The following is a 21880-nucleotide window of genomic DNA, read 5'->3' on the forward strand; positions in this document are numbered from 1 at the left end:
GCGACCATTCTGCGGCCCGCCCCTGCCCTCGGCCCTTGATTGAAATCAACTCGGCGTTGATAACCCGTTTTTCCAGCCACCCCAATCCCCGTGGCGAGGGAGCCTGCTCCCGCCGGGCCCTGTAGGAGCTGGCGAAGCCTGCGATCTTTTGATCTTTTGATCTTTGATCTTCCGCTTGAGATTCAAGTGTCCTCGGAAAGATCGCAGCCTCGCTTCGCTCGGCAGCTCCTACCGCGCAGCCCAGCGCGAGCAAGCTCCCTCACCCACAGGAGCTCTCCCGCTGGGCCCGTAGGAGCTGGCGAAGCCTGCGATCTTTTTATCTTTCGCTTGAGATTCAAGTGTCCTCGGAAAGATCGCAGCCTCGCTTCGCTCGGCAGCTCCTACCGCGCAGCCCAGCGGGAGCAAGCTCTCTCACCCACAGGAGCTCTCCCGCTGGGCCCGTAGGAGCTGGCGAAGCCTGCGATCTTTTGATCTTTTGATCTTTTATCTTTCGCTTGAGATTCAATGTCCTCGGAAAGATCGCAGCCTCGCTTCGCTCGGCAGCTCCTACCGGGCAGCCCAGCGCGAGCAAGCTCCCTCACCCACAGGAGCTCTCCCGCTGGGCCCGTAGGAGCTGGCGAAGCCTGCGATCTTTTGATCTTTTGATCTTTGATCTTCCGCTTGAGATTCAAGTGTCCTCGGAAAGATCGCAGCCTCGCTTCGCTCGGCAGCTCCTACCGCGCAGCCCAGCGCGAGCAAGCTCCCTCACCCACAGGAGCTCTCCCGCTGGGCCTGTAGGAGCTGGCGAAGCCTGCGATCTTTTGATCTTTTGATCTTTGATCTTCCGCTTGAGATTCAAGTGTCCTCGGAAAGATCGCAGCCTCGCTTCGCTCGGCAGCTCCTACAGGGCCCAGCGGGAGCAAGCTCCCTCACCACGAAAGCGGTTCGGCGCAGACGGCGGGAATTCTTTTCGCACGCAAGCGGTCGAACCCGGTCGCATAATGGTCAGCGCTGTGATGCAGTCCACTCCCCACCGCTGTAATGCACCTACATCCACAAGGAACTTCTGATGCCCCCACGCTCCGCCCCCGCTCCTGCCGCTGGCACCGGTTTCGTCCGGGTGCGCGGTGCCCGCGAGCACAATCTCAAGAACGTCGATGTCGACATCCCTCGCGATGCCCTGGTGGTGTTCACCGGCGTGTCGGGGTCCGGCAAATCCTCGCTGGCCTTCTCCACGCTTTATGCCGAAGCCCAGCGTCGTTATTTCGAGTCGGTCGCGCCTTACGCCCGGCGGCTGATCGACCAGGTGGGCGTGCCCGACGTGGACAGTATCGAGGGCCTGCCACCCGCGGTCGCGTTGCAGCAACAACGCGGCACGCCGAGCGCGCGGTCCTCGGTGGGCAGCGTCACCACGTTGTCGAGCCTGATCCGCATGCTCTACTCCCGCGCCGGCAGCTACCCGGCCGACCAGCCGATGCTCTATGCCGAGGATTTCTCGCCCAACACGCCCCAGGGCGCCTGCCCGGCGTGCCACGGTTTGGGCCGGGTCCATGAAGTGACCGAAGCCACCATGGTGCCCGACCCTTCGCTGACCATCCGCGAGCGCGCCGTGGCCGCCTGGCCCATGGCGTGGCAAGGGCAGAACCTGCGGGACATCCTGGTAACCCTCGGCTATGACGTCGATATTCCCTGGCGCGACCTGCCGAAGAAACAACGCGACTGGATCCTCTTCACCGAAGAAACCCCCACCGTCCCGGTGTACGCCGGGCTCACCCCGGCCCAGACCCGCGAAGCCCTCAAGCGAGAACTCGAACCCAGCTACCAGGGCACCTTCAGCGGCGCCCGGCGCTACCTGTTGCACACCTTCATGCATTCGCAAAGCGCGCAGATGCGCAAGCGCGTGGCCCAATACATGCGCGCGAGCCCCTGCCCCGTCTGCGACGGCAAGCGCCTCAAGCGCGAGGCGCTGACGGTTACCTTCGCCGGGCTGGACATCGCCCAGTTATCCAACCTGTCGTTGCTGGAATTGGCCGAAGTGCTCAAGGCCGTCGCAGCGCCCGAGTATCTGGAGCAGCCCGAAGAGCCCGGCGATGTGCTCACCCACCGCCAGACCCGCGAAGCCCGCGAGCAACGCGCAGCCAGGGGCGACAACCCGCACGCCGGCGGGCCCGACGCGCGCCACACGCCCAACCTGTCCCTGGAAAAACGCCTGGCCGCCCAGCGCATTGCCGCCGAACTGCTCGAACGCATCGTCACGCTGATCGACCTCGGCCTCGGCTACCTGGCCCTGGAACGCAGCACGCCGACGCTGTCCTCCGGCGAGCTGCAACGGCTGCGCCTGGCGACCCAGCTCAACTCCCAATTGTTCGGGGTGATCTACGTGCTGGACGAACCCTCCGCCGGTTTGCACCCGGCCGACAGCGAAGCCCTCTTCGGCGCCTTGCAACGCCTGAAGGCGGCGGGCAATTCGGTGTTCGTGGTCGAGCACGACCTGGACACCATGCGCCGCGCCGACTGGCTCATCGACGTCGGCCCCGACGCGGGCGAGCAAGGCGGCAGGATTTTGTACAGCGGTCCGCCCGAAGGCCTGGGGCAGGTGGCCGAGTCCAAGACCCGCGCCTACCTGTTCGCCGAAGAACACGCCACCGCACGAACCCCGCGCAAAACCAAGGATTGGCTGCGCCTGGAAGGCATCACCCGCAACAACCTCGATAACCTCAGCGCGGCGTTTCCCCTGGGATGCTTCACGGCGGTGACCGGCATTTCCGGCTCGGGCAAGTCGAGCCTGGTCAGCCAGGCCTTGCTGGATCTGGTTGGCGCGCACCTGGGCCAGCCCAGCGCCACCGTCGAGGCCGAGGAACAAAGTCTGGAAGACGAACCGGTGCAGACCAGCGGTGGCCAGGTCACCGCCGGGCTCGAAGGGATAAAGCGCCTGGTCCAGGTCGATCAGAAACCCATCGGCCGCACGCCGCGCTCTAACCTCGCCACCTACACCGGACTGTTCGATCACGTGCGCAAGCTCTTCGCCGCAACCGAACAGGCCCAGGCCTTGGGCTACGACGCCGGGCGGTTTTCCTCCAACGTCGCCAAGGGCCGTTGCGAAACCTGCGAAGGCGAAGGCTTCGTCAGCGTGGAATTGTTGTTCATGCCCAGCGTGTACGCACCCTGCCCAACCTGCCACGGCGCCCGCTACAACCCGCAGACCCTGGCGGTGCGCTGGCAAGGCCTGGACATCGCCCAAGTGCTGCAACTGACGGTGAACCAGGCTCTGGAAGTCTTCGCCGAACAAGCGGCAGCCAGGCGTTCGCTACAGGTGCTGCAGGACATCGGCCTGGGCTACCTGCGCCTCGGCCAACCGGCCACCGAGCTGTCCGGCGGCGAGGCCCAGCGGATCAAGCTGGCGACGGAACTGCAACGCAAGGCCCGGGGCGCGACACTGTATGTGCTGGACGAGCCCACCAATGGCCTGCATCCCCAGGACGTGGACCGCTTGCTGGTGCAACTGAATCGCCTGGTGGACGAAGGCCACACGGTGGTCGTGGTGGAGCACGACATGCGGGTGGTGGCGCAAAGTGATTGGGTCATCGACATCGGCCCGGGGGCCGGGACGCAGGGTGGGAAGGTCGTGGTGAGCGGTGTGCCGCAGGTGGTGGCGGCGTGCGAGGAGAGCCGCACGGCGCCGTTCCTGAGAAAGGCCCTGCGCTGAGCCGTTCGAATGAGAAACAGAACCCCTGCGGCGAGGGAGCCTGCCCCCGCCAGGCGCTGTAGGAGCTGCCGAGCGAAGCGAGGCTGCGATCTTTTGATCTTTCGCTTGAGATTCAAGTGTCCTCCGAAAGATCGCAGCCTCGCTTCGCTCGGCAGCTCCTACAGCGTAATGCCAGATCCAAAGATCGCAGCCTCGCTTTGCTCGACAGCTCCTACAGCGTAATGCCAGATCAAAGATCGCAGCCTCGCTTCGCTCGGCAGCTCCTACAGCGCACCTTAGCGAGCATGGTCCCTCGTCACCAAAGCGAACCCGTCACAGGGCATCAAACCGTACGCGAATACTGCACCGTCTGCTCCCCCGCCAGGTACGCGTCGAAGGCCATGGCTACGTTGCGCATCATCAGTTGCCCTTGGGGCAGCAATACCAGCGAGTCGGCGCGAATGTCCAGCAGCCCATCCCCTACCAGTTCTTGGAGCCGATCCAGCGCCTCGCCGAAATAGTCGGCAAAACGGATGCCGTGACCGGCCTCGATCCGGCCAAAATCAATCCGCCCGTGGCACATCAGTTCGCTGATCACCTCGCGGCGCAAGCGGTCGTCATCGCTCAGGCGATAACCGCGCTGGACCGGCAACATGCCTTCGTCCAGGCGCGCGTAATACTGCGAAAGCTCCTTCACGTTCTGGTTGTAGCTGTCGCCGACCTTGCCGATCGAGGACACGCCCAGGCCAATCAAATCGCAATCGGCGTGGGTCGAATACCCCTGGAAATTGCGTTGCAGCGTACCTTCGGCACGGGCGCGCACCAGTTCGTCGTCCGGCAGCGCGAAGTGGTCCATGCCGATGTACACGTAGCCGGCCTCGGTCAGGCGATTGATGGTCAGTTCCAGCAACTCCAGCTTGCGCTCGGGTGGCGGCATGTCCTCGGGTCGGATCATCCGTTGCGCCCTCACCCGCTGCGGCAGGTGCGCGTAGCTGTACGCCGCGATCCGGTCGGGACGCAGGGCGATGATCTTGTCCAGGGTGACGTCGAAACTGGCGATGGTCTGCAACGGCAGGCCATAGATCAGGTCGACGCTGACCGACTTGAACCGCGCCCGCCGCGCGGCCGCCACCAGCTCGGCGACTTGCGCTTCGCTTTGTATCCGGTTCACGGCCGCCTGCACTTGGGCGTCGAAATCCTGGATGCCGAAACTCAGGCGATTGAACCCCAACTGACGCAAGCCCTGGACCTGCTCGGCATCGATCGTGCGCGGGTCGACTTCGATGGAAAACTCGTGGGCGTCGCTGTCGTCCATGTCGAACGACTGGTGCAGGCAGTCCATCAGGTCGGCCAGTTGCTCGTGGGTCAGGTAGGTGGGCGTGCCGCCGCCCAAGTGCAATTGGGTCAACTTGCGCGAGCGCTCGAACAAGGTGGCCTGCAAGGCAATTTCGCGCTTGAGGTAGGTCAGGTATTCGGCGGCGCGGTGGGTCTTGCGGGTGATGATCTTGTTGCAGGCGCAGTAATAACAAAGGCTCTGGCAGAACGGGATATGGATGTACACCGACAGCGGCTTGGGCACCAGGGCCTGGTTGCTGCGCTGGGCGGCCTGGCGATATTCGTCCATGGCGAACGCCGGGTGGAACTGCGGCGCGGTGGGATACGACGTGTAGCGCGGCCCCGGACGATCGTATTTTTCGACCAGGGCGCGATTGAAACCGGAGGCAGCGTTCATGAAGGGTTCAACTTCTCAAAAGAGTTTTGGCCAGCGTTTTCCGGTGCGGGATCGAACAGGTTGCAGATCGCGTCCACGCTCAGGCGCCCGGCAGGCAGGATGCCGATGAAACGGCTCGACAGCTCGATCAATCCCTGAGTGTGCAACTGCTCCAACTGTGGCCAGATGACCGCGAAATAGTCGCGAAACACCAGGCCGAAACGCGACTCGACGGCGGGAATATCCAGCTCCAGGTCGCAGGACAACTGTTCGGTGACGGTCGCCCGGATCTGGTCCTGCGCTTCGCAGCGCCAGCCACGACACACCGGCAGTTGCCCGGCGTCGAGCTGCTGGCAGTACCGCAGCAGGTCATCGGTGTTCTGCACATAAAGCTGTTCGATCTGGGTGATGGCCGCCAAGCCGAGGCCGACGTGGTCACAGCAACCATGCCGGGTAAATCCCTGGCAGTTGCGATGCAGTCGGCCGTGCTCCTGGGCCACGGCCAGGTCATCGTCAGCCCGGACAAACTGACCCAGGCCGATGTAGTGATAACCCGCCGCGACCAGCTGTTCGCAGCAAGCGCGACGCATGGCGTCTTTGTCGGCCTCGCTGCAAAAGGCCCCGGCGCCTCCGGCGTTCTTCGAACGATAGCGATAAGGCGCGCGGGCATAATCGAAAACGTGCAGGCGATCCGGCTCCAGCTCGATCAAGGTCGCCAGTTTCTGGGCGAAACTCTGGGGCGTCTGCCAAGCGTGGCCGTAGCCGAGGTCAATGTTGATGGAGCGAAAACCAAAGGTCCGCGCCGCATCGATCAGCGAATGGATCGGCGCCGGGTTCTGGTAGCAATCGACCGAGAGCTCGCTGTCGACGCCGATGTCGGGCACGCCGATGCTGACATGCGTGAAGCCTTGGTCGCGGATCAGGCCCATGGTCGACCAGTCGGTATGGTGCAGGTCGACTTCGATGCTGTGGTCGCCGCTTTCGCAGAAATCGAAGCGTTTGCGCAGGTCGTTCATCAACCGTTGCAGATGGGTAATCACCGGGGTTCCGCCGGTCAGGCAAAACTGCTCGACCCGTCGCCCAGTGCCGAGGTGGCAGGCGACCAAGCCCAGTTCGTAGGTCAGGCGTTGCAGGTAGCCGTCGATTTCACCGCACTGGCACACGCTGGCCAGGGGTGAGCAGGAGGCCAGCCTCAAGCGTGACGGCAGGTGCACCGTCAGCGACAGCGGACGCCGTTTCTGCCGGCTGGCGCGCAAGCCCCTGAGCAAGTCGAGCGAGCCGATGCCACCGTGGAATTTGCGTGTACCGACCGGACAATCGAAGTCCGCCACCGCAGGGGCGCGCCCCAAGGGACGGTCACCGGGGGAATGGAACAGGTCGAACATGACAATCTCCGAGTGGCTCGCACGGCAACAGTGTCGGGCTTATCCCGTGTGGGCGCCTTGACCTGTATCAAGCGTCCCGCAGCCACTACCAGCTCAGGTAGAACATGCCCTTGGCCAACAACACGATCGCGACCATGTGCAAGAACACGCTGGTATGAATGAACTGGACGTAGCGCGCGTTCATGCGCCCGCTTCGAAACAGCCACATGGCCCAGAGAAAATGCCCCAATACGCTGGCGGCGAGCAGGATCTTGAGCTCCAGCAACACGCCGAACGACGATTGCAGCGGCGCCGCCAGCACCGGCCGATAACGCAGCCAGACCATGGCGATGCCCGCGCCAAACAACACCAGCAACACCCATGGCATCAACTGCCGGGCACGCCGGCTGATGCCCTGTTCCAGCAGCACCATCACTTTGTTGGGCAACTGCTTGCGGATGTTTTCCAGGAACAACACCTCGAAAAACACCGTGCCGATGAAGATCAGCGCGGCGAACAGGTGCAGGGTGAGAAACAGCGGATAAGTCATGGCAGCCCTTCTTCGGCGGGGCGAATGGTTGATTCGAGGGTATCGCGCAGGCGTTGTGGTGGGGTTGATGCCAATCAAGGAAAAGCCAGACCGCGGGTCCGCCCTGTGAGAAACCACCACAGCTCTGTGAGAACCACCGCAACCCTGTGAGAACCACCGCAACCCTGTGAGAACCACCGCAACCCTGTGGGAGCGAGCTTGCTCGCGATAGCGTCGGATCAGTTACATCAAAGTGCCCGATACAGCGCTATCGCAAGCAAGCTCGCTCCCACAAGGTTTCCATGTTTGCCCAGGAAAGCGTCAAGGAAATGTTACACATCTGAAATTCCGCATAACCGTTTATCAGTTTTTTGACACTTCCCCGATACGCGGTCACAACTTTTTCACTCCGTTGGGTCATAACACCGTGGTCGCCGATGGAATATTGGCATCCAACGAGGTTTTTAGCCTGATACGGAGATAAGTCCATGATTTTCAACGTACAAGATTTTGGCGCCAAAGGAGATGGCGTTACTGACGACACGGCGGCCATTCAAAGTGCGATCGATGCGGCGGCAGCCGCAGGCGGTGGGCAGGTCTACATGCCCACCGGCACCTACATCGTTTCGGGGGGCGAGGAACCGTCCGATGGCTGCTTGATGCTCAAGAGCAACGTCTACCTGTACGGCGACGGCATGGGCGACACCACGGTCAAGCTGGCCGATGGTTCAGACACCAAGATCACCGGCATCATCCGTTCGGCCTATGGCGAGGAAACCCACGATTTCGGTGTCAGCAACCTCACCATCGACGGCAACCGCGACGCCACCACCGGCAAGGTGGATGGCTGGTTCAACGGCTACATCCCCGGCGAAGAAGGCTACGACTCCAACGTCACCCTCGACAGCGTCGAGATCAAGGACTGCTCCGGTTACGGTTTCGACCCCCACGAGCAGACCGTCAACATGGTCATCAAGAACAGCGTCTCCCACGGCAACGGCCTCGATGGCTTCGTCGCCGACTTCCTCAGCGACAGCACCTTCGAAAACAACGTCGCCTACGACAACGACCGCCACGGTTTCAACGTCGTCACCAGCACCCACGATTTCACCCTCACCAACAACGTCGCCTACAACAACGGCGGCAACGGCATCGTGGTGCAGCGCGGCAGCGAAGACATCCCCTCGCCCAGCAACATCACCATCACCGGCGGCGAGGTGTACGGCAACGGCGCCGAAGGGGTGCTGGTCAAGCTCTCCAGCGAAGTCACCGTCACCGGCGTCGACATCCACGACAACACCAGCGCCGGCATCCGCATCTACGGCAGCAACCACGTCGACATCATCGACAACACGCTCAACAACAACGCCCTGGGCAGCGCGGTGCCGGAGATCATCATCCAGTCCTACGACGATACCCTCGGCGTGTCCGGCAAATACTTCAACGGCAGCGACAACCTGATCCAGGGCAACGTGATCAGCGGCAGCAACCTGTCCACCTACGGCGTCGCCGAGCGCAACGAAGACGGCACCGATCGCAATGCGATCATCGCCAACACCATCAGCCACACCAGCAAGGGCGCGACGCTGGTCTACGGTGACGGCAGCTACGTCAGCGCCACGGTACCGATGACCACCGTGCAAGGCACGGCGGGCAACGACATTCTCACCGGCACCAGCGCCAGCGAAATCTTCTACGGCGCGGCCGGCAACGACACCATCAATGCCGCAGCCGGGGCCGATATTCTGGTGGGCGGCGCGGGTGTCGACAAACTGACCGGCGGAACCGGTGCCGATACGTTCCGCTTCGCCAGCCAGTCCGACAGTTACCGCAACGCCACGACCAGTTTCGACGACACCATCACCGACTTCGACGTGACCCAGGACAAGATCGACCTCGCCGGCCTCGGCTTCACCGGCCTGGGCAATGGCCGTGGCGGCACTCTGCAAATCAGCTACAGCGCCAGCAACGACCGCACCTACATCAAGGACTTCGACGCCGATGCCAGCGGTAATCGCTTCGAGCTGATTCTGTCGGGCAACCTGGCAAGCACTCTGACGGCCAGCAACTTCATCTTCAACCGGGTCATCACCGGCACCGCCGGCAGCGATTCGTTGCTGGGCAGCGATGCGGCCGACACCCTGCTCGGCCTGGCCGGCAATGACAGCCTCAGCGGTGGCGCGGGCGACGACAAGCTCGACGGTGGCGCCGGCATGGACACCCTCACGGGCGGCGCCGGGGCGGACACCTTCGTGTTCTCCAACCGGCTGGACAGCTACCGCAACTACAACACCGGCGGCGCCAACCTGGGCGACCTGATCACCGACTTCGACATCGCCGCCGACAAGATCGACCTTTCCGCCATGGGCTTCACCGGCCTGGGCGATGGCAAGAACAACACCGTCTACCTGGTGCTCAACAGCGCCGGCACCAAGACCTACATCAAGTCGCTGGAGGCGGATGCCAATGGCAATCGCTTCGAGGTGGCGCTGGACGGCAACTACCTCGACAAACTGACCAACGCCAACTTCGTCTTCGCCACGTCTTCACCGGTCAACCAGGCCCCGGTGGTGGCGACGCCGTTGCTGGACCAGAACGCCACCGAGAAGACCCCCTTCAGCTACGTGGTGCCGGCCACCGCCTTCACCGACCCGGATAACGACAGCCTCAGCTACACCGCCAAGCTGGCCGATGGCAGCGCCCTGCCCAGCTGGCTGACGTTCAACGCCGCCACGCGCACGTTCAGCGGCACCCCACCGGACACTGCGTCGGGCACCTACTCGATCCAGGTCACCGCGACCGATGGCAGCAACGCGACGGTCAGCGACAGCTTTACCCTCGCCGTGCAGGACGTGCCCACCTCCGTGGTGATCAACGGCACGCCGAACAACGACACGCTGACCGGCACTGTCGCCAACGAGCAGATCTTTGGCGGCGCCGGCAACGACACGCTCAACGGCGCCGCCGGCAACGACATCCTGGTGGGCGGCACTGGCGTCGACAAACTCACCGGCGGCGCGGGCGCCGACGTGTTCCGCTACACCTCCAAGCTCGACAGCTATCGCACCGGTTCCACCAGCGCCAGCGACCAGATCCTCGATTTCGACGTGGCCGCCGACAAGATCGATGTCGCCGCGCTTGGCTATACGGGCCTGGGCAATGGACTCAACGGCACCCTGCAGGTCACGTACAGTTCGTCGACCAACCGCACCTACCTCAAGGACCTCACGGTCGATGCCAACGGCAACCGCTTCGAAATCTCGATGGCGGGCAACTTCGTCAGCAGCCTGACGGCCAATCACTTCGTCTTCGCCGACCAGAACACCCCGACCAACGTGGCACCGGTGGTGGTCATCCCGCTGCTGGACCAGAACGCCAGCGAAAGCACGCCGTTCAAATACACCGTGGCGAGCAACAGCTTCAGCGACGCCAACCAGGATGTGCTGACCTACACCGCGACCCTCGCCAACGGCAGCGCCCTGCCCTCGTGGCTGACATTCAACGCCACCAACCTGACCTTCAGCGGTACGCCAACCAACACCGCCGCCGGCGACTACGACGTGCTGGTCAAGGCCACCGATCCTTCGGGTGCATCGGTGAGTGACAGTTTTGCCCTGACAGTGGCCGACTCCCCCGCCAACACCATCACCGGCACCGCCAATGCCGAAACCCTCAACGGCACGGCCGGCGCCGACCTGATCCTCGGCCTGGGCGGCAGCGACACCATCAAGGCCGGCACGGGGGCGGACATCGTCGACGGCGGCGCCGGACGCGACTCGTTGTATGGTGGCGACGGCGCCGACACGTTCCGCTACAGCAACCTGTCCGACAGCTACCGCGACTACGACACCGGAGGCGTCACGGCCACGGACACGATCTACGACTTCACCGTCGGCGTGGACAAGATCGACGTGTCCGCGCTGGGCTTCACCGGCCTCGGCGATGGCAGCAACGGCACGCTCTACATGACCCTGAACGCCGCCGGCGACAAGACCTACGTGAAATCGAGCGAGGCCGACGCCGATGGCAACCGTTTCGAGATCGCGCTGAACGGCAACTACCTCAACACCCTTACCGCCAGTGATTTCGTCTTCGGCGAACGCGCCCAGCAGGACATTCTCTACCTGCCAACACTCGGCCAATCCAACGCACGCCTGCTGCGCATGACCGAAGACGACGATCAATCCGGCACCTCGATGCTGGTCAACGACTTGGACAAGTACACCACCTATGACGTGCGCAGCCAGTTCACCGATGCCGACGGCAACGGGATCGATATCGCGGTGGGTGGCAGCACGGTCAACGGCTTGTCGACCTTGGGTGCAGAGGAGCTGAAACTGTGCTGGTGGCTGACCGACACCAATCAACCCGGGCCGGCATTGTTGCGGGCCGTGACGTTGCTGCGCGACCAGCTCACCGAACTGAAGGCCATCGACAACGTGACCATGGGCATCATCTGGGGCCAGGGCGAAGAAGCCGCCCAGGAAATCGCCCGGGCCACGGACAAGGGAGCGGCCGCGGCGGCCTATAAGGCGGCGACGCTGAAGGTCTTCGATTACCTGCACGCCCAGTTCGGCAATTTCACCGTGTACATGATGGAGACCGGTCACTACGAGCAGGACGCGGCACGTGCCCGTGGTTATGCCGAAGACAAGATCGCCGCCATCGTCGACGGTGTCGGCTATGTCCGCGCCACCCAGGAAGCCATCGCCGCCGAGCGCGCCGACGTCAAGTTGGCCGTGGACTATACCGACCTGCCCTTGCGCTACGAAGTCGACCCGCTGGTGTATCCCGATGACGTCTGGCACTTGCACGAGGAGTCGGCGGAAATCGTCGGCCAGCGCCTGGCGGACTACATCGCCGATGACCTCGGTTTCCAGGGCAACCCCAACGACAACAACAGCGTGCAGGACATCTTCGACGGCGCGCAGAACGAAGGCGGGAAAATCTTCGGTACCGACCAGGACGATACGCTGGTGGGCAGCGCCGGCAACGACACGCTGGACGGCGACCTGGGCGCCGACACCTTGACCGGTGGCGATGGCAACGACATCTACATCGTCGACAACGCGTTCGACAGCGTGGTGGAAACCAACACTTCGACCTCGCAGATCGATACGGTGCAGGCGTCGGTGAGTTGGACCCTTGGCGCCAACTTGGAAAACCTGGTGCTGACTGGGGTGTCGGACATCGACGGAACCGGCAACGAGCGGCGCAACTTCATCACCGGCAACGTTGCCAACAACGTGCTCGATGGCGCTGCGGGGGCCGACAGCATGAGCGGCGGCGACGGCAACGACACGTACTACGTCGACAACGCCAGCGACACGGTGATCGAGACCAGCAGCAATCCGGTGTCCGGCGGCAAGGACAGCGTCCACAGCAGCCTGGCGGCCTACACCTTGGGCAACAACGTCGAGAACCTGTACATCGACAGCGCCGGTGCCGCCAACGGGACCGGTAACGCGCTGGACAACACGCTGTTCGCGGGTGCCGGCAATAACATCCTCGACGGACGCGATGGCAACGACACGGTGTCGTTCGAACGGGCCCTGGCCGGGGTGACCGTGAATCTATCGACCTCCGCGCAGCAAAACACGGTGGGTTCGGGGCTGGACACCTTGAAGTTCATCGAGAACCTGACCGGCAGTGCCTACGCCGACACCCTGTCGGGCAACAGCGCCGGGAACATCCTCGACGGTGGCGCGGGCAACGACACCTTGGTGGGCGGCTCGGGCGATGACCGCTTGATCGGCGGTGCGGGCACCGACAACCTCACGGGGGGCACGGGCGCCGATACGTATGCGTTTGGCGCGCTGTCGGACATGGGCGTCGGTGCGGCACGGGACGTGATCAACGGGTTCAAGACCACCGAGTTGGACAAGCTGGACCTCACCGGCCTGGACGCCAACCCGCTGACCGCCACCCACGATGCGTTCACCTTCATCGGCAGCAACGCCTTCGACACCACCAACGCCACCGGCCAGTTGCGGTTTGTCGACGGCATCCTCTACGGCAGTACCAACGCCGACGCCACCGCCGAGTTCGAACTCGCCCTGGTGGGCGTCAAGGAGCTGCATGCCAGCGACTTCACTGCCTGAGTGAGCTTTTGGGGCTGCTTCGCAGCCCAGCGGGAGCAAGCTCCCTCGCCACGGTAGGTCATGCCGCCCGCAATCCCCGTGGCGAGGGGATTCATCCCCGCTGGGCTGCGTAGCAGACCCAAAAAAGGCCAGTCGGAACTAACCTGACACACCGCCGTGCTTGGCTTGGGGGCGGTACGACGCTTCGCTAAATCCCCTCGCCACAACAACCTGTTTCTACCGCCGGTAATTGATACCCCGATGCTGTTGTGGCGCGGGAGCAAGCTCCCTCGCCACGGTAGGTCATGCCGCCCGCAATCCCCGTGGCGAGGGGATTCATCCCCGCTGGGCTGCGCAGCAGCCCCAAAAAAGGCCAGTCGGAACTAACCTGACACACCGCAGTGCTTGGCTTGGGGGCTGGTGCGACGCTTCGCTAAATCCCCTCGCCACAACAACCTGTTTCTACCACTGGTAATTGATACCCCGATGCTGTTGTGGCGCGGGAGCTTGCTCCCGCTGGGCCTGTAGGAGCTGCCGAGCGAAGCGAGGCTGCGATCTTTCCAAGGGCCGTCGGATCTCAAGCGAAAGATCAAAGATCAAAGATCAAAAGATCGCAGGCTTCGCCAGCTCCTACAGAGCCCAGCGGGAGCAAGCTCCCTCGCCACAAGAGCATTGCACCATCGGCCAGGATTTCAGAACAGGCTTTGCACCTGTTCCAGCACCGCGCGGTTCATCTGGCCGGTGTGGGTGTGCAGGCTCACATAACTTTGCAGCATGTCCAGCTTGGTGCTGAGCAAGTCCCGGCGGGCCTGGAAGAGTCGTTGCTGGGCATCGAGGATGTCGACGGTCGAACGCACGCCGCCCTGGAAACCCTTTTCGGTAGAGGTCAGCGCCCGCTGGTTGGATTCCACCGCCCGTTGCATGGCCTTGCTCTTGGCGAACCCCGCCACCACGCCCAGGTAATCGGTCTCGATGGACTCGGCCAGTTGCTGACGCTGTACATCATAGTCGGACTGGGCGCCGGCCAGTTGTGCCTCGGCCTTGGCCACCGAAGCGCGCACCGCGCCGCCGCGATACAGCGGAATGTCCAACTGCACCCCAACGTAATACGAGTCCTGGCGTGGATCGAGTTCCTGGTACTGGCGGGTTTCCCGCCGGGTCAACTGCGTGGTCAGTGACAACGTCGGATAGTGCCCGGCGCGCTGGCTGTCGGCCTGGGCCTCGGCGACTTTCACAGCCGCCAACCGTGCCGCCAACTCAGGACTGGCTTCGCGGGCGATCGCCGTCCAGTACGGCAAATCCTGCTCCGGCGGGATAGGCGTGCCGGCGGGCAACTCTTCGCGCATCGGCTGGATGTCGTCGATGGGCACGCTCGCCCGCCCGGACAGCGCCCGCAACGCCGCCACGCGACGGGCCTGGGCTTCGGTTTCCTGGGCCTCCACCAGATCGAGCCGGGCCTGGGCTTCGTCGATGTCGGTGATCGCCCCTTGGCCGCCCTCATAGAGTTTTTTGCTCTGGAGGACCAAGCCACGGATCGCGGCTTTTTGCTGGGCGATCAGCTTGAGTTCGTTCTCGGCTCGGGCGACATCGAAATAGCCCTTGGCGACCCGATCGAACAAGGCCTGGCCGGCCACGTCGAACTGCTGGCTGCCCAGCGCGCCCCGGGCCTTGCCTTCTTGATAGGCCGCCCAGCGCCCCTTGTCATAGAGCGGTTGTTGCGCCGCCAACGTCACGCTGTTCGCCTGGTAGTCGTTGCTGTTGACATAGCTGCGGTCGTCACCGCCATCGGTACGCCCGCCATACCCATAGCGCGACGACAACGACACCTGCGGATAAAGCCCACCCCGACCAATCGCCTCTTCCTGGCGCGACGCGTCGAAGGCATGGGTCGCGGTCTGCAAGGTTGGGTCGTTGAGGCGTGAAGCGTCATAGGCGGCCGTCAGGCTCAGCCCACCCTCGGCCGCCCAGGCCGGGCCGATCACCGCCCAACTGGTGCACAAGCTCAACAGCACACGGACGCCGTAACGGCAACGGTCGGTCATGCTCATTCCTCTTTGAAGGCAGCCAGCAAGCGTTCGCGCAACGGTTTCATCAGGTAATTCATCAAGGTCCGTTCACCCGTCACCACGGTGACGTCGGCGAGCATCCCCGGGCGCACCAGCAGCCCGGCGTCCTGCAGCGAGACGACGGTCTCGGCGGGAATCTCGACCTTGGCGGAGAAGTACGGCTGGTGCGTCTGCTGGTCGATCAATTGGTCCGCCGACACGGTGGTGACCGTGCCGGTCACGGTCGGCGTGTCCACCCGTTGCAGCGCGGTGAAATGCACATGCACCGGCAAACCGGGACGCAGTTTGTTGGCCATCAGCGGCTCGAAACGCGCGGTGATCGCCATCGGCGCATCCAATGGCACCACCTGCATCAACGTCTGTCCGGCCTGGGCAACGCCGCCCACCGTGTGGATGGCCAAGTCCATGACCTGCCCCGCCACGGGCGCGCGGATCGCGCCGTTGTCGACTTCGAATTGCAAGGCCCGGATCTGATCGGCATACCCCGCGGCCTCGGCCGACACCTCGCTAAGCTGGGTTTCAGCGTCGCGACGGAATTCCTGCTGCGCCTGCAACGCCTTGAGCCGACTTTCATTGATGGCCTGGCGCGTGCGGCCGACATCACCGATACCAGAGGCAATCTGCCCGGCCAGTTGCGCCGCGTTGCGCTCGGCCTCGAAGAGCTTGTTGCGCGGCACGTAGCCTTCCCGGGCCAGGTCACGCAGGCCGACGAGTTCCTGCTGCTGGAACCGCATCTGCGCATCGTAGTTGCGCTTGACGCCTTCATAGCCCTGCAACTGCTGCTGCAAGGCGCCGATTTCATGCTCGATGATCTGCAAGCGACTGCCGAGCTCGGCGCGACGGGTCAGGAACAGTTGGCTCTGGAGGGCCATGGCTGCCTTGACGCGGGGCTCGTCGGCGCGCTCCAGCAATTGCTGCGGCCACTGGATTTCATCGGCGCCCAAACGCTCGGCCATCAACCGCGCCTCGATGCTGCGATCGTTGAGCAGCTTGCCGAGGGTCACGTCCAGCTGCGATTGCGCCTGCACCGTGTTGAGCTGTACCAACAATTGCCCCTGGCTGACGCGGTCACCGTCACTGACTAGCAGTCTTTCCACGACCCCGCCAACCAGCGACTGCACGGCCTTGCGTTCACCCGCCACCACCACGGTGCCGCTGCCCACCACGCCCTGGTCGAGCGGTGCCAGGCACGCCCAAAGCAGAAAGCCGCCAAGGGCCAGGGCGAGGAAGACCACGCCGTAGCGCGCCGCCCCGCCCGCATCAGTGCTGGCACTGGGCAAGGTGTTGCTGCTCACTACACTCAGGCCATGCTCACCGTGGGCCGGTGCGGCCGATTTCAAATCACGCATCCTTGCTTGCCTCCCGCACAGCCGCCGGCCTCGGTCCCGGCATCAGTGCCTTGAGCACCCGGTCCCGAGGGCCGAACGCTTGTTGAGTGCCGTCCTTCAACACCAGGATATGATCGACCACCGCCAGCACGTTGGGCCGATGGGTGATCAACACCACGGTGCTGCCGGCGGCCTTGAGCACGCCGATGGCCTGCACCAGCGCCAGTTCGCCGGCTTCATCCAGATTGGAATTGGGCTCGTCGAGCACGATCAGCGACGGGCTGCCATACAGCGCGCGGGCCAGGCCCAGGCGTTGCTTCTGGCCGCCGGACAAGCCAAGCCCGCCAGGGCCCAGCGGCGTGTCGTACCCCTTGGGGAATCGCAGGATCATTTCGTGGATGCCCGCGTGGCGGCTGGCGGCGATGATCTTGTCGGCGTCCTGCTCGCCGAAACGCGCGATGTTGTCGGCGACGCTGCCATCGAACAGCTCGATGTCCTGGGGCAGATAGCCGAGGTATGGGCCCAGCGCGTCATGGGACCACTGGCTGATCTCGGCATCGTCCAGGCGCACCGATCCACCGATGGCCGGCCACACGCCCACCAATGCGCGAGCCAAGGTCGACTTGCCGCTGGCACTGGGGCCGACCACCGCGAGCACTTCGCCCTTGCCCAGGCTGAAATTGATGCCCCGCAAGATCGGCTGCGAAGCCCCGGGCGGCCCCACATACACCTGCTCCAGGCGCAGCGCGCCGGTCGGCGGCGGCAGCGGCATGCGCAAGCGATCGCGGGGGTGTTGCGCCAGCAGTTGGCTCAGGCGCTGGTAGCTCTGGCGACCGCTGTTGAATTGCTTCCACGAGCCGATGGCGATTTCCACCGGCGCCAGGGCCCGCCCCAACAGCAGCGACATGGCGATCATCATGCCCGCCGATAATTGTCCTTCGAGCACCAGGAGCGCGCCCAATCCCAAGGCCAGGGATTGCCCGGAAATCCGCACGAAACGCGTCGCCGAGGTGATGCGCGCCCCGCGATCGCTGGCGTGGGCCTGTGCCGCGATGATGCGTTGTTGCAGCAGGCTCCAACGCTGGCGCAGCGGCCCGAGCATGCCCAGGGCCTGGATGACTTCGGCGTTCTGCAGCGTGCTGTTGACGTAGATCGACGACTGCACGCCCAGCCGGTTGGCCTCCCCCAGGCGCCCTCGGGTCGCCAGTTCGCCCCACAGCGCCAGGCCGATCAGCGTCAAGGCGAGCACCAGGGTCAGCACCCCGAACCAGGGGTGGAAGATGAACGCCACCAGCAGGAAGATCGGCAACCACGGCGCATCGAGCAAGGCAATCAGGCCCTGGCCGGTGATCAGCTGCCGCAAGGTGGCCAGGTCGGTGAGCACTTGCGCTGGGTTGGCGTTGTGCTCGCGCAGGCTGCGGGCAAACGCCGCGTCGAAGATCCGCTCGCCCAAGGCGTCGTCCAGCCCGGCGCTCATGCGAATCATCACCTCGCCGCGCACCCACTCGATCAATGCACTGAACATGAACAGCCCGAGTGCGATCAAGGTCAGCATGAACAAGGTGGTTTCGTTGCGACTGGTGAGCACCCGGTCGTAGACCTGCATCATGTAGAGCGACGGCACCAGCACCAGCAGGTTGATCACGCCACTGAACAACGCCAGGGACCAGAACACCCGGCGATAACTCAACAATGCGGCGTCGATGTCGTGCCGTGGATCAAGGAGCAAACCCATAGAGTGTCAACCCGCAAAAGAAATAACGGTCCCGGTGCAATCCATGCGAGTCATTCGCCCGAAGGCGTCAAAAAAAGAGCGTCATCCTGCTGACATTGTCGCCATCTGTGGCGAACTCCACCCGTACGGGCGCCAACTACTGACAACGCAGCCAAGGGTAAGTGCCAGAGGGGAATGAGGGATTTTCGGGGGACGGTGAAAAACGAGGGGATGAGACGCAGGTCCCTGTGGGAGCGAGCTTGCTCCGGGCGGCGATCCGACGATGGCGGTGGGTCAGCTAAATCGATGCTGATGGATACACCGCTATCGCGAGCAAGCTCGCTCCCACAGGGTCTTGATGCTAGCCAAGGGAAACCGCTTCTCCAGGCTGCGGCGATTGCCGCGAGGTCACCAGGCCGACAAAGGAAATGACCAAGGCCAGGCCAAGGGTGGTGCTCACCTCGCTGCGGTGCTCGGGCGTGACCATCATCACCGCCAGGGCTGCGCAGATGAACAAGATCACCGCCCAGGTGAGCCACGGGAACAACCACATGCGAAAGCCCAGCTCGACGCCTTGCCGGACCAGCTTGCGGCGCATGCGCAACTGCGACACGGCGATCGCCAGGTACACCAGCAACGCGATGGCGCCGGAGCTGGCGAGCAGGAACTGGAACAACCCGGCCGGCATGAAATAGCTGAACACGGTGATGCCCAACCCCAACACCGTACTGGCAATCACCGCCGCCCTGGGCCCCCCAGCGGCCGAGGTCACTTGCGCCGCCTTCGGCGCATCGCCACGCCGGCCCAGGGAATAAAGCATGCGCGAGGCGATGTAGATCGAGGAGTTCATGCAGCTGGCCACGGCGATCAGCACCACCACGTCCACCATGAACTTGGCGTGGGGAATGTTCATCAGTTCCAAGGCCCGTTGATAGGAGCCCACCGACGCCAACTGTGGATCGTTCCACGGCACCACGGAAATGACCACGAAGATCGACAGCAGGTAGAAAACGCCGATGCGCCAGATCACCGAGCGGGTGGCCTTGGCGATGTTCTGTGCGGGGTTGCTGGACTCTGCGGCGGCGATCGTCACCGCTTCCGTGCCGATGAAGCTGAACATGATGGTGATGAAGGCCCCGACTACGGCCGACAAGCCATTGGGCGCGAAGCCGCCGTATTCCTCCATCAAGCGACTCAAGCCGCTGGCCTCGCGCTCGGGAATCCAGCCCATCAGGACCGCGAAGCCCAGGGAGATGAAACCGATGATCGCCACCACCTTGGCCATGGCGAACCAGAACTCGAACTCCCCGTATTTGGACACGCTGAACAGGTTCGTCACGGCCAGGGCGATGATCGACACCGAGGCGAACAGCCAGGCATCAATAGAGGGAAACCATTGGTTCAGCACATGACCGGCTGCCAGTGCCTCGATGGGAATCACCAACACCCAGAACCACCAATACAACCAACCGATGGTGAAGCCGGCCCAACGTCCGATCGCCTGGTCGGCGTAGGTGGAGAAGGAACCGGTGTCCGGTCGGGCGACGGCCATCTCGCCCAGCATGCGCATGACGAGTACCACCAGCAAACCTGAGAAAAGATACGCCAGCATCACGGCGGGGCCTGCGGCGGCGATGGCATGGCCTGACCCGACAAACAGGCCTGCGCCGATAATCCCGGCAATTGAAAGCATGGTGACGTGACGAGGCTTGAAGCCCTGCGCCAGGTGGCCGTTCGAATCCTTGAAGGTCGGGCTGGTCATGGTTTTTATTCTCTTTTCGACGTTGAGGCGTGTCGAAGGACGGCGGGTGCGTTTGGTTTTCGCTCCTCCTGAAAGCGGCACACCCTGGATGTCTGATCCGATCCCTCGCGAATTGGCTCTGCAATAAAAAGTCGAGCCACGTTACCCGCCTACACTCCCGAGTCAGTTACCTGTGCGCGCCGCCTTTTTGCCTGATCTCGCCAAAACCGGCATGGCGTTTTGCCCGTTACGCAGGCCCTGCGCCCACGGTCTCAGCCATCCGGACCAGATCGGCGAACGACTTGGCTTGCATTTTCTTCATGGCATGGGCCCGGTGGATTTTCACGGTGATTTCACTCAAGTTCATCTGCCCGGCGATCTGCTTGTTCATCAGGCCTTTCGCAGCGAGGGACATCACTTCTTTTTCGCGAGCCGTCAGCGATTGATATCGGGCATGCAGGTCCGAGAGCTGCCGCTCGACGCTCCTGCGCTTCACATCGGCTTGAAGCGCGGCTGACACCGCATCCAGCAAATCCTGTTCACGGAAAGGTTTGGCCAGGAAGTCCATGGCCCCTGCCTTCATCGCCCTGACGGACATTTCGATATCACCATGACCGGTGATGAAGATGATGGGAATCCGGATGTTCGCCGCCGCCAACTGGCTCTGGAAATCGAGCCCGCTACTGCCTTGCAGTCGAACATCGAGTACCAGGCAACTGGCACCGTCGGACTGGCGCCGCTGGAGAAACTCTGCGGTGGAGGCAAACGTCTCGACGCGCATGCCAACAGAGCGCAAGAGATTGCTCAGCGCATTGCGAATGGAGGCGTCATCATCGATGACGAACACTACGGAACTGTCGCTGCCCGGCTCATTGGATTTGGAGTTGCCGCTCATGCACGTTCCCCTCGCGTAATGGACAAAAAAGTCTAGCACAGCGCCTTCAGCCCCAACGCGTGCCACGCCTGATCCAGGCGCTACGCGACGAGGTTGTCTCCCAAGGCCGTGATCGATGCCAGAAACGCCCGCGGACGACGCCAGCAAGCATTGAGTTGCACACTGTAGCTTTTCCCGGTCAGGCACCAGGTGCAGAAATGTTCGCAGTTATTGGAGAACAGCCGGTACCGGTTTTCTCCCAGTCTCGAACGCGCCCGATGGACAATTTCATCGGCACGATACTGGCCAGCCTCGCGAACTATCCAGACGGGCTTGCCACTGGCGAAACGTTCAAGACCAGTGACTTCAATCGGCCCCGCCTTCAGCGAGCCGCCGAGCCCTGAATAGTGGGCGACTTTTCCGTCGCCCAGGTAAATGCCGTGATGAAGATAGAACCGGCGCGGGCTCACCAGGTGCGCACCCAACGGCACCCGGTCGGCGGCCATGACATCGACCGGCGCCAACGGGACATTCGCCAATGCACCGGCCCGCCCAGCGCACTGGCGACGCTCCAGGGACAGGCAACCCGGCGACATGGGCACGCTCAAACGATAGAAAACATTCGTCGTGATCAGCGCCAGGCAAATAAGCACGATTGAACGAAGGGACGAAAACTCCTCCGCTGCGATGGCTGTCAGTTTCATTGCCAGATACTCCGCAACCCGTGCAATCAATCTATCGCGCGGGTTGGCGGGGATCATTTGTACAAGGGATTGCTTCGCTGATCGATTGATATGCGCTCGGTAAAC

11 protein-coding genes are annotated in these 21880 nt (G+C 63.2%); 2 read left to right on the top strand and 9 right to left on the bottom strand.

From position 1 onward, the window contains the following. Window positions 1-1048: 1048 nt before the first annotated feature. Window positions 1049-3685 carry an excinuclease ABC subunit UvrA gene (locus M8Q45_RS11825; RefSeq protein WP_249874894.1) on the top strand — a complete coding sequence of 879 codons (2637 nt, stop codon included), beginning with the start codon at window positions 1049-1051 and terminating at the stop codon, window positions 3683-3685. Window positions 3686-4007: 322 nt separating this feature from the next. Here the strand turns inward: M8Q45_RS11825 and hemN are convergent, their stop codons facing one another. The 3 genes from hemN to M8Q45_RS11840 all read right to left on the bottom strand — a co-directional run bounded on the left by hemN (window position 4008) and on the right by M8Q45_RS11840 (window position 7289). Then, on the bottom strand, window positions 4008-5396 hold the full coding sequence (hemN, locus tag M8Q45_RS11830) for an oxygen-independent coproporphyrinogen III oxidase (RefSeq protein ID WP_249874895.1): 1389 nt from the start codon (window positions 5394-5396) through the stop codon (window positions 4008-4010). Then, a complete protein-coding gene (locus M8Q45_RS11835) occupies window positions 5393-6760 on the bottom strand; it encodes an oxygen-independent coproporphyrinogen III oxidase (protein WP_249874896.1) in 1368 nt (455 codons plus the stop codon). Before M8Q45_RS11835 ends, hemN begins: the two co-directional genes overlap by 4 nt. Before the next feature lie 85 nt (window positions 6761-6845). Further along, on the bottom strand, window positions 6846-7289 hold the full coding sequence (locus M8Q45_RS11840) for a CopD family copper resistance protein (RefSeq protein ID WP_249874897.1): 444 nt from the start codon (window positions 7287-7289) through the stop codon (window positions 6846-6848). A 467-nt stretch (window positions 7290-7756) separates the two neighbouring features. Between M8Q45_RS11840 and M8Q45_RS11845 the strand changes: the two genes are divergently transcribed. Further along, on the top strand, window positions 7757-13369 hold the full coding sequence (locus tag M8Q45_RS11845) for a putative Ig domain-containing protein (RefSeq protein WP_249874898.1): 5613 nt from the start codon (window positions 7757-7759) through the stop codon (window positions 13367-13369). A 671-nt stretch (window positions 13370-14040) separates the two neighbouring features. Here the strand turns inward: M8Q45_RS11845 and M8Q45_RS11850 are convergent. The 6 genes from M8Q45_RS11850 to M8Q45_RS11875 all read right to left on the bottom strand — a co-directional run bounded on the left by M8Q45_RS11850 (window position 14041) and on the right by M8Q45_RS11875 (window position 21775). Continuing rightward, the gene (locus M8Q45_RS11850) at window positions 14041-15390 is read right to left on the bottom strand and encodes a TolC family outer membrane protein (RefSeq protein WP_249874899.1); all 1350 of its coding nucleotides are present in this window, start codon (window positions 15388-15390) and stop codon (window positions 14041-14043) included. Window positions 15391-15392: 2 nt separating this feature from the next. Further along, window positions 15393-16763 (bottom strand): HlyD family type I secretion periplasmic adaptor subunit, encoded by a 1371-nt coding sequence (locus M8Q45_RS11855; protein WP_249874900.1) that lies wholly within the window; start codon window positions 16761-16763, stop codon window positions 15393-15395. Continuing rightward, window positions 16756-18477 (bottom strand): type I secretion system permease/ATPase, encoded by a 1722-nt coding sequence (locus M8Q45_RS11860; RefSeq protein WP_217859382.1) that lies wholly within the window; start codon window positions 18475-18477, stop codon window positions 16756-16758. Before M8Q45_RS11860 ends, M8Q45_RS11855 begins: the two co-directional genes overlap by 8 nt. Window positions 18478-18817: 340 nt before the next feature. Then, on the bottom strand, window positions 18818-20218 hold the full coding sequence (locus M8Q45_RS11865; protein ID WP_249874901.1) for an amino acid permease: 1401 nt from the start codon (window positions 20216-20218) through the stop codon (window positions 18818-18820). A 226-nt stretch (window positions 20219-20444) separates the two neighbouring features. Beyond that, entirely contained in the window at window positions 20445-21092 is a 648-nt protein-coding gene (locus M8Q45_RS11870) for a response regulator transcription factor (protein WP_249874902.1), read from the bottom strand. An 80-nt stretch (window positions 21093-21172) separates the two neighbouring features. After that, the gene (locus M8Q45_RS11875) at window positions 21173-21775 is read right to left on the bottom strand and encodes a lecithin retinol acyltransferase family protein (RefSeq protein WP_249874903.1); all 603 of its coding nucleotides are present in this window, start codon (window positions 21773-21775) and stop codon (window positions 21173-21175) included. Window positions 21776-21880 lie beyond the last annotated feature (105 nt).

It is taken from the genome of Pseudomonas sp. T1.Ur, from assembly GCF_023516725.1.
GTDB lineage: Bacteria > Pseudomonadota > Gammaproteobacteria > Pseudomonadales > Pseudomonadaceae > Aquipseudomonas > Aquipseudomonas alvandae.

Bases quoted from the DNA above. Each gene is read 5' to 3' on its own strand.
- M8Q45_RS11850 (WP_249874899.1), bottom strand. From the start codon at position 15,390: ATGACCGACCGTTGCCGTTACGGCGTCCGTGTGCTGTTGAGCTTGTGC.
- M8Q45_RS11860 (WP_217859382.1), bottom strand. From the start codon at position 18,477: ATGGGTTTGCTCCTTGATCCACGGCACGACATCGACGCCGCATTGTTG.
- M8Q45_RS11835 (WP_249874896.1), bottom strand. From the start codon at position 6,760: ATGTTCGACCTGTTCCATTCCCCCGGTGACCGTCCCTTGGGGCGCGCC.
- hemN (WP_249874895.1), bottom strand. From the start codon at position 5,396: ATGAACGCTGCCTCCGGTTTCAATCGCGCCCTGGTCGAAAAATACGAT.
- M8Q45_RS11825 (WP_249874894.1), top strand. From the start codon at position 1,049: ATGCCCCCACGCTCCGCCCCCGCTCCTGCCGCTGGCACCGGTTTCGTC.
- M8Q45_RS11870 (WP_249874902.1), bottom strand. From the start codon at position 21,092: ATGAGCGGCAACTCCAAATCCAATGAGCCGGGCAGCGACAGTTCCGTA.
- M8Q45_RS11865 (WP_249874901.1), bottom strand. From the start codon at position 20,218: ATGACCAGCCCGACCTTCAAGGATTCGAACGGCCACCTGGCGCAGGGC.
- M8Q45_RS11840 (WP_249874897.1), bottom strand. From the start codon at position 7,289: ATGACTTATCCGCTGTTTCTCACCCTGCACCTGTTCGCCGCGCTGATC.
- M8Q45_RS11875 (WP_249874903.1), bottom strand. From the start codon at position 21,775: ATGAAACTGACAGCCATCGCAGCGGAGGAGTTTTCGTCCCTTCGTTCA.
- M8Q45_RS11845 (WP_249874898.1), top strand. From the start codon at position 7,757: ATGATTTTCAACGTACAAGATTTTGGCGCCAAAGGAGATGGCGTTACT.
- M8Q45_RS11855 (WP_249874900.1), bottom strand. From the start codon at position 16,763: ATGCGTGATTTGAAATCGGCCGCACCGGCCCACGGTGAGCATGGCCTG.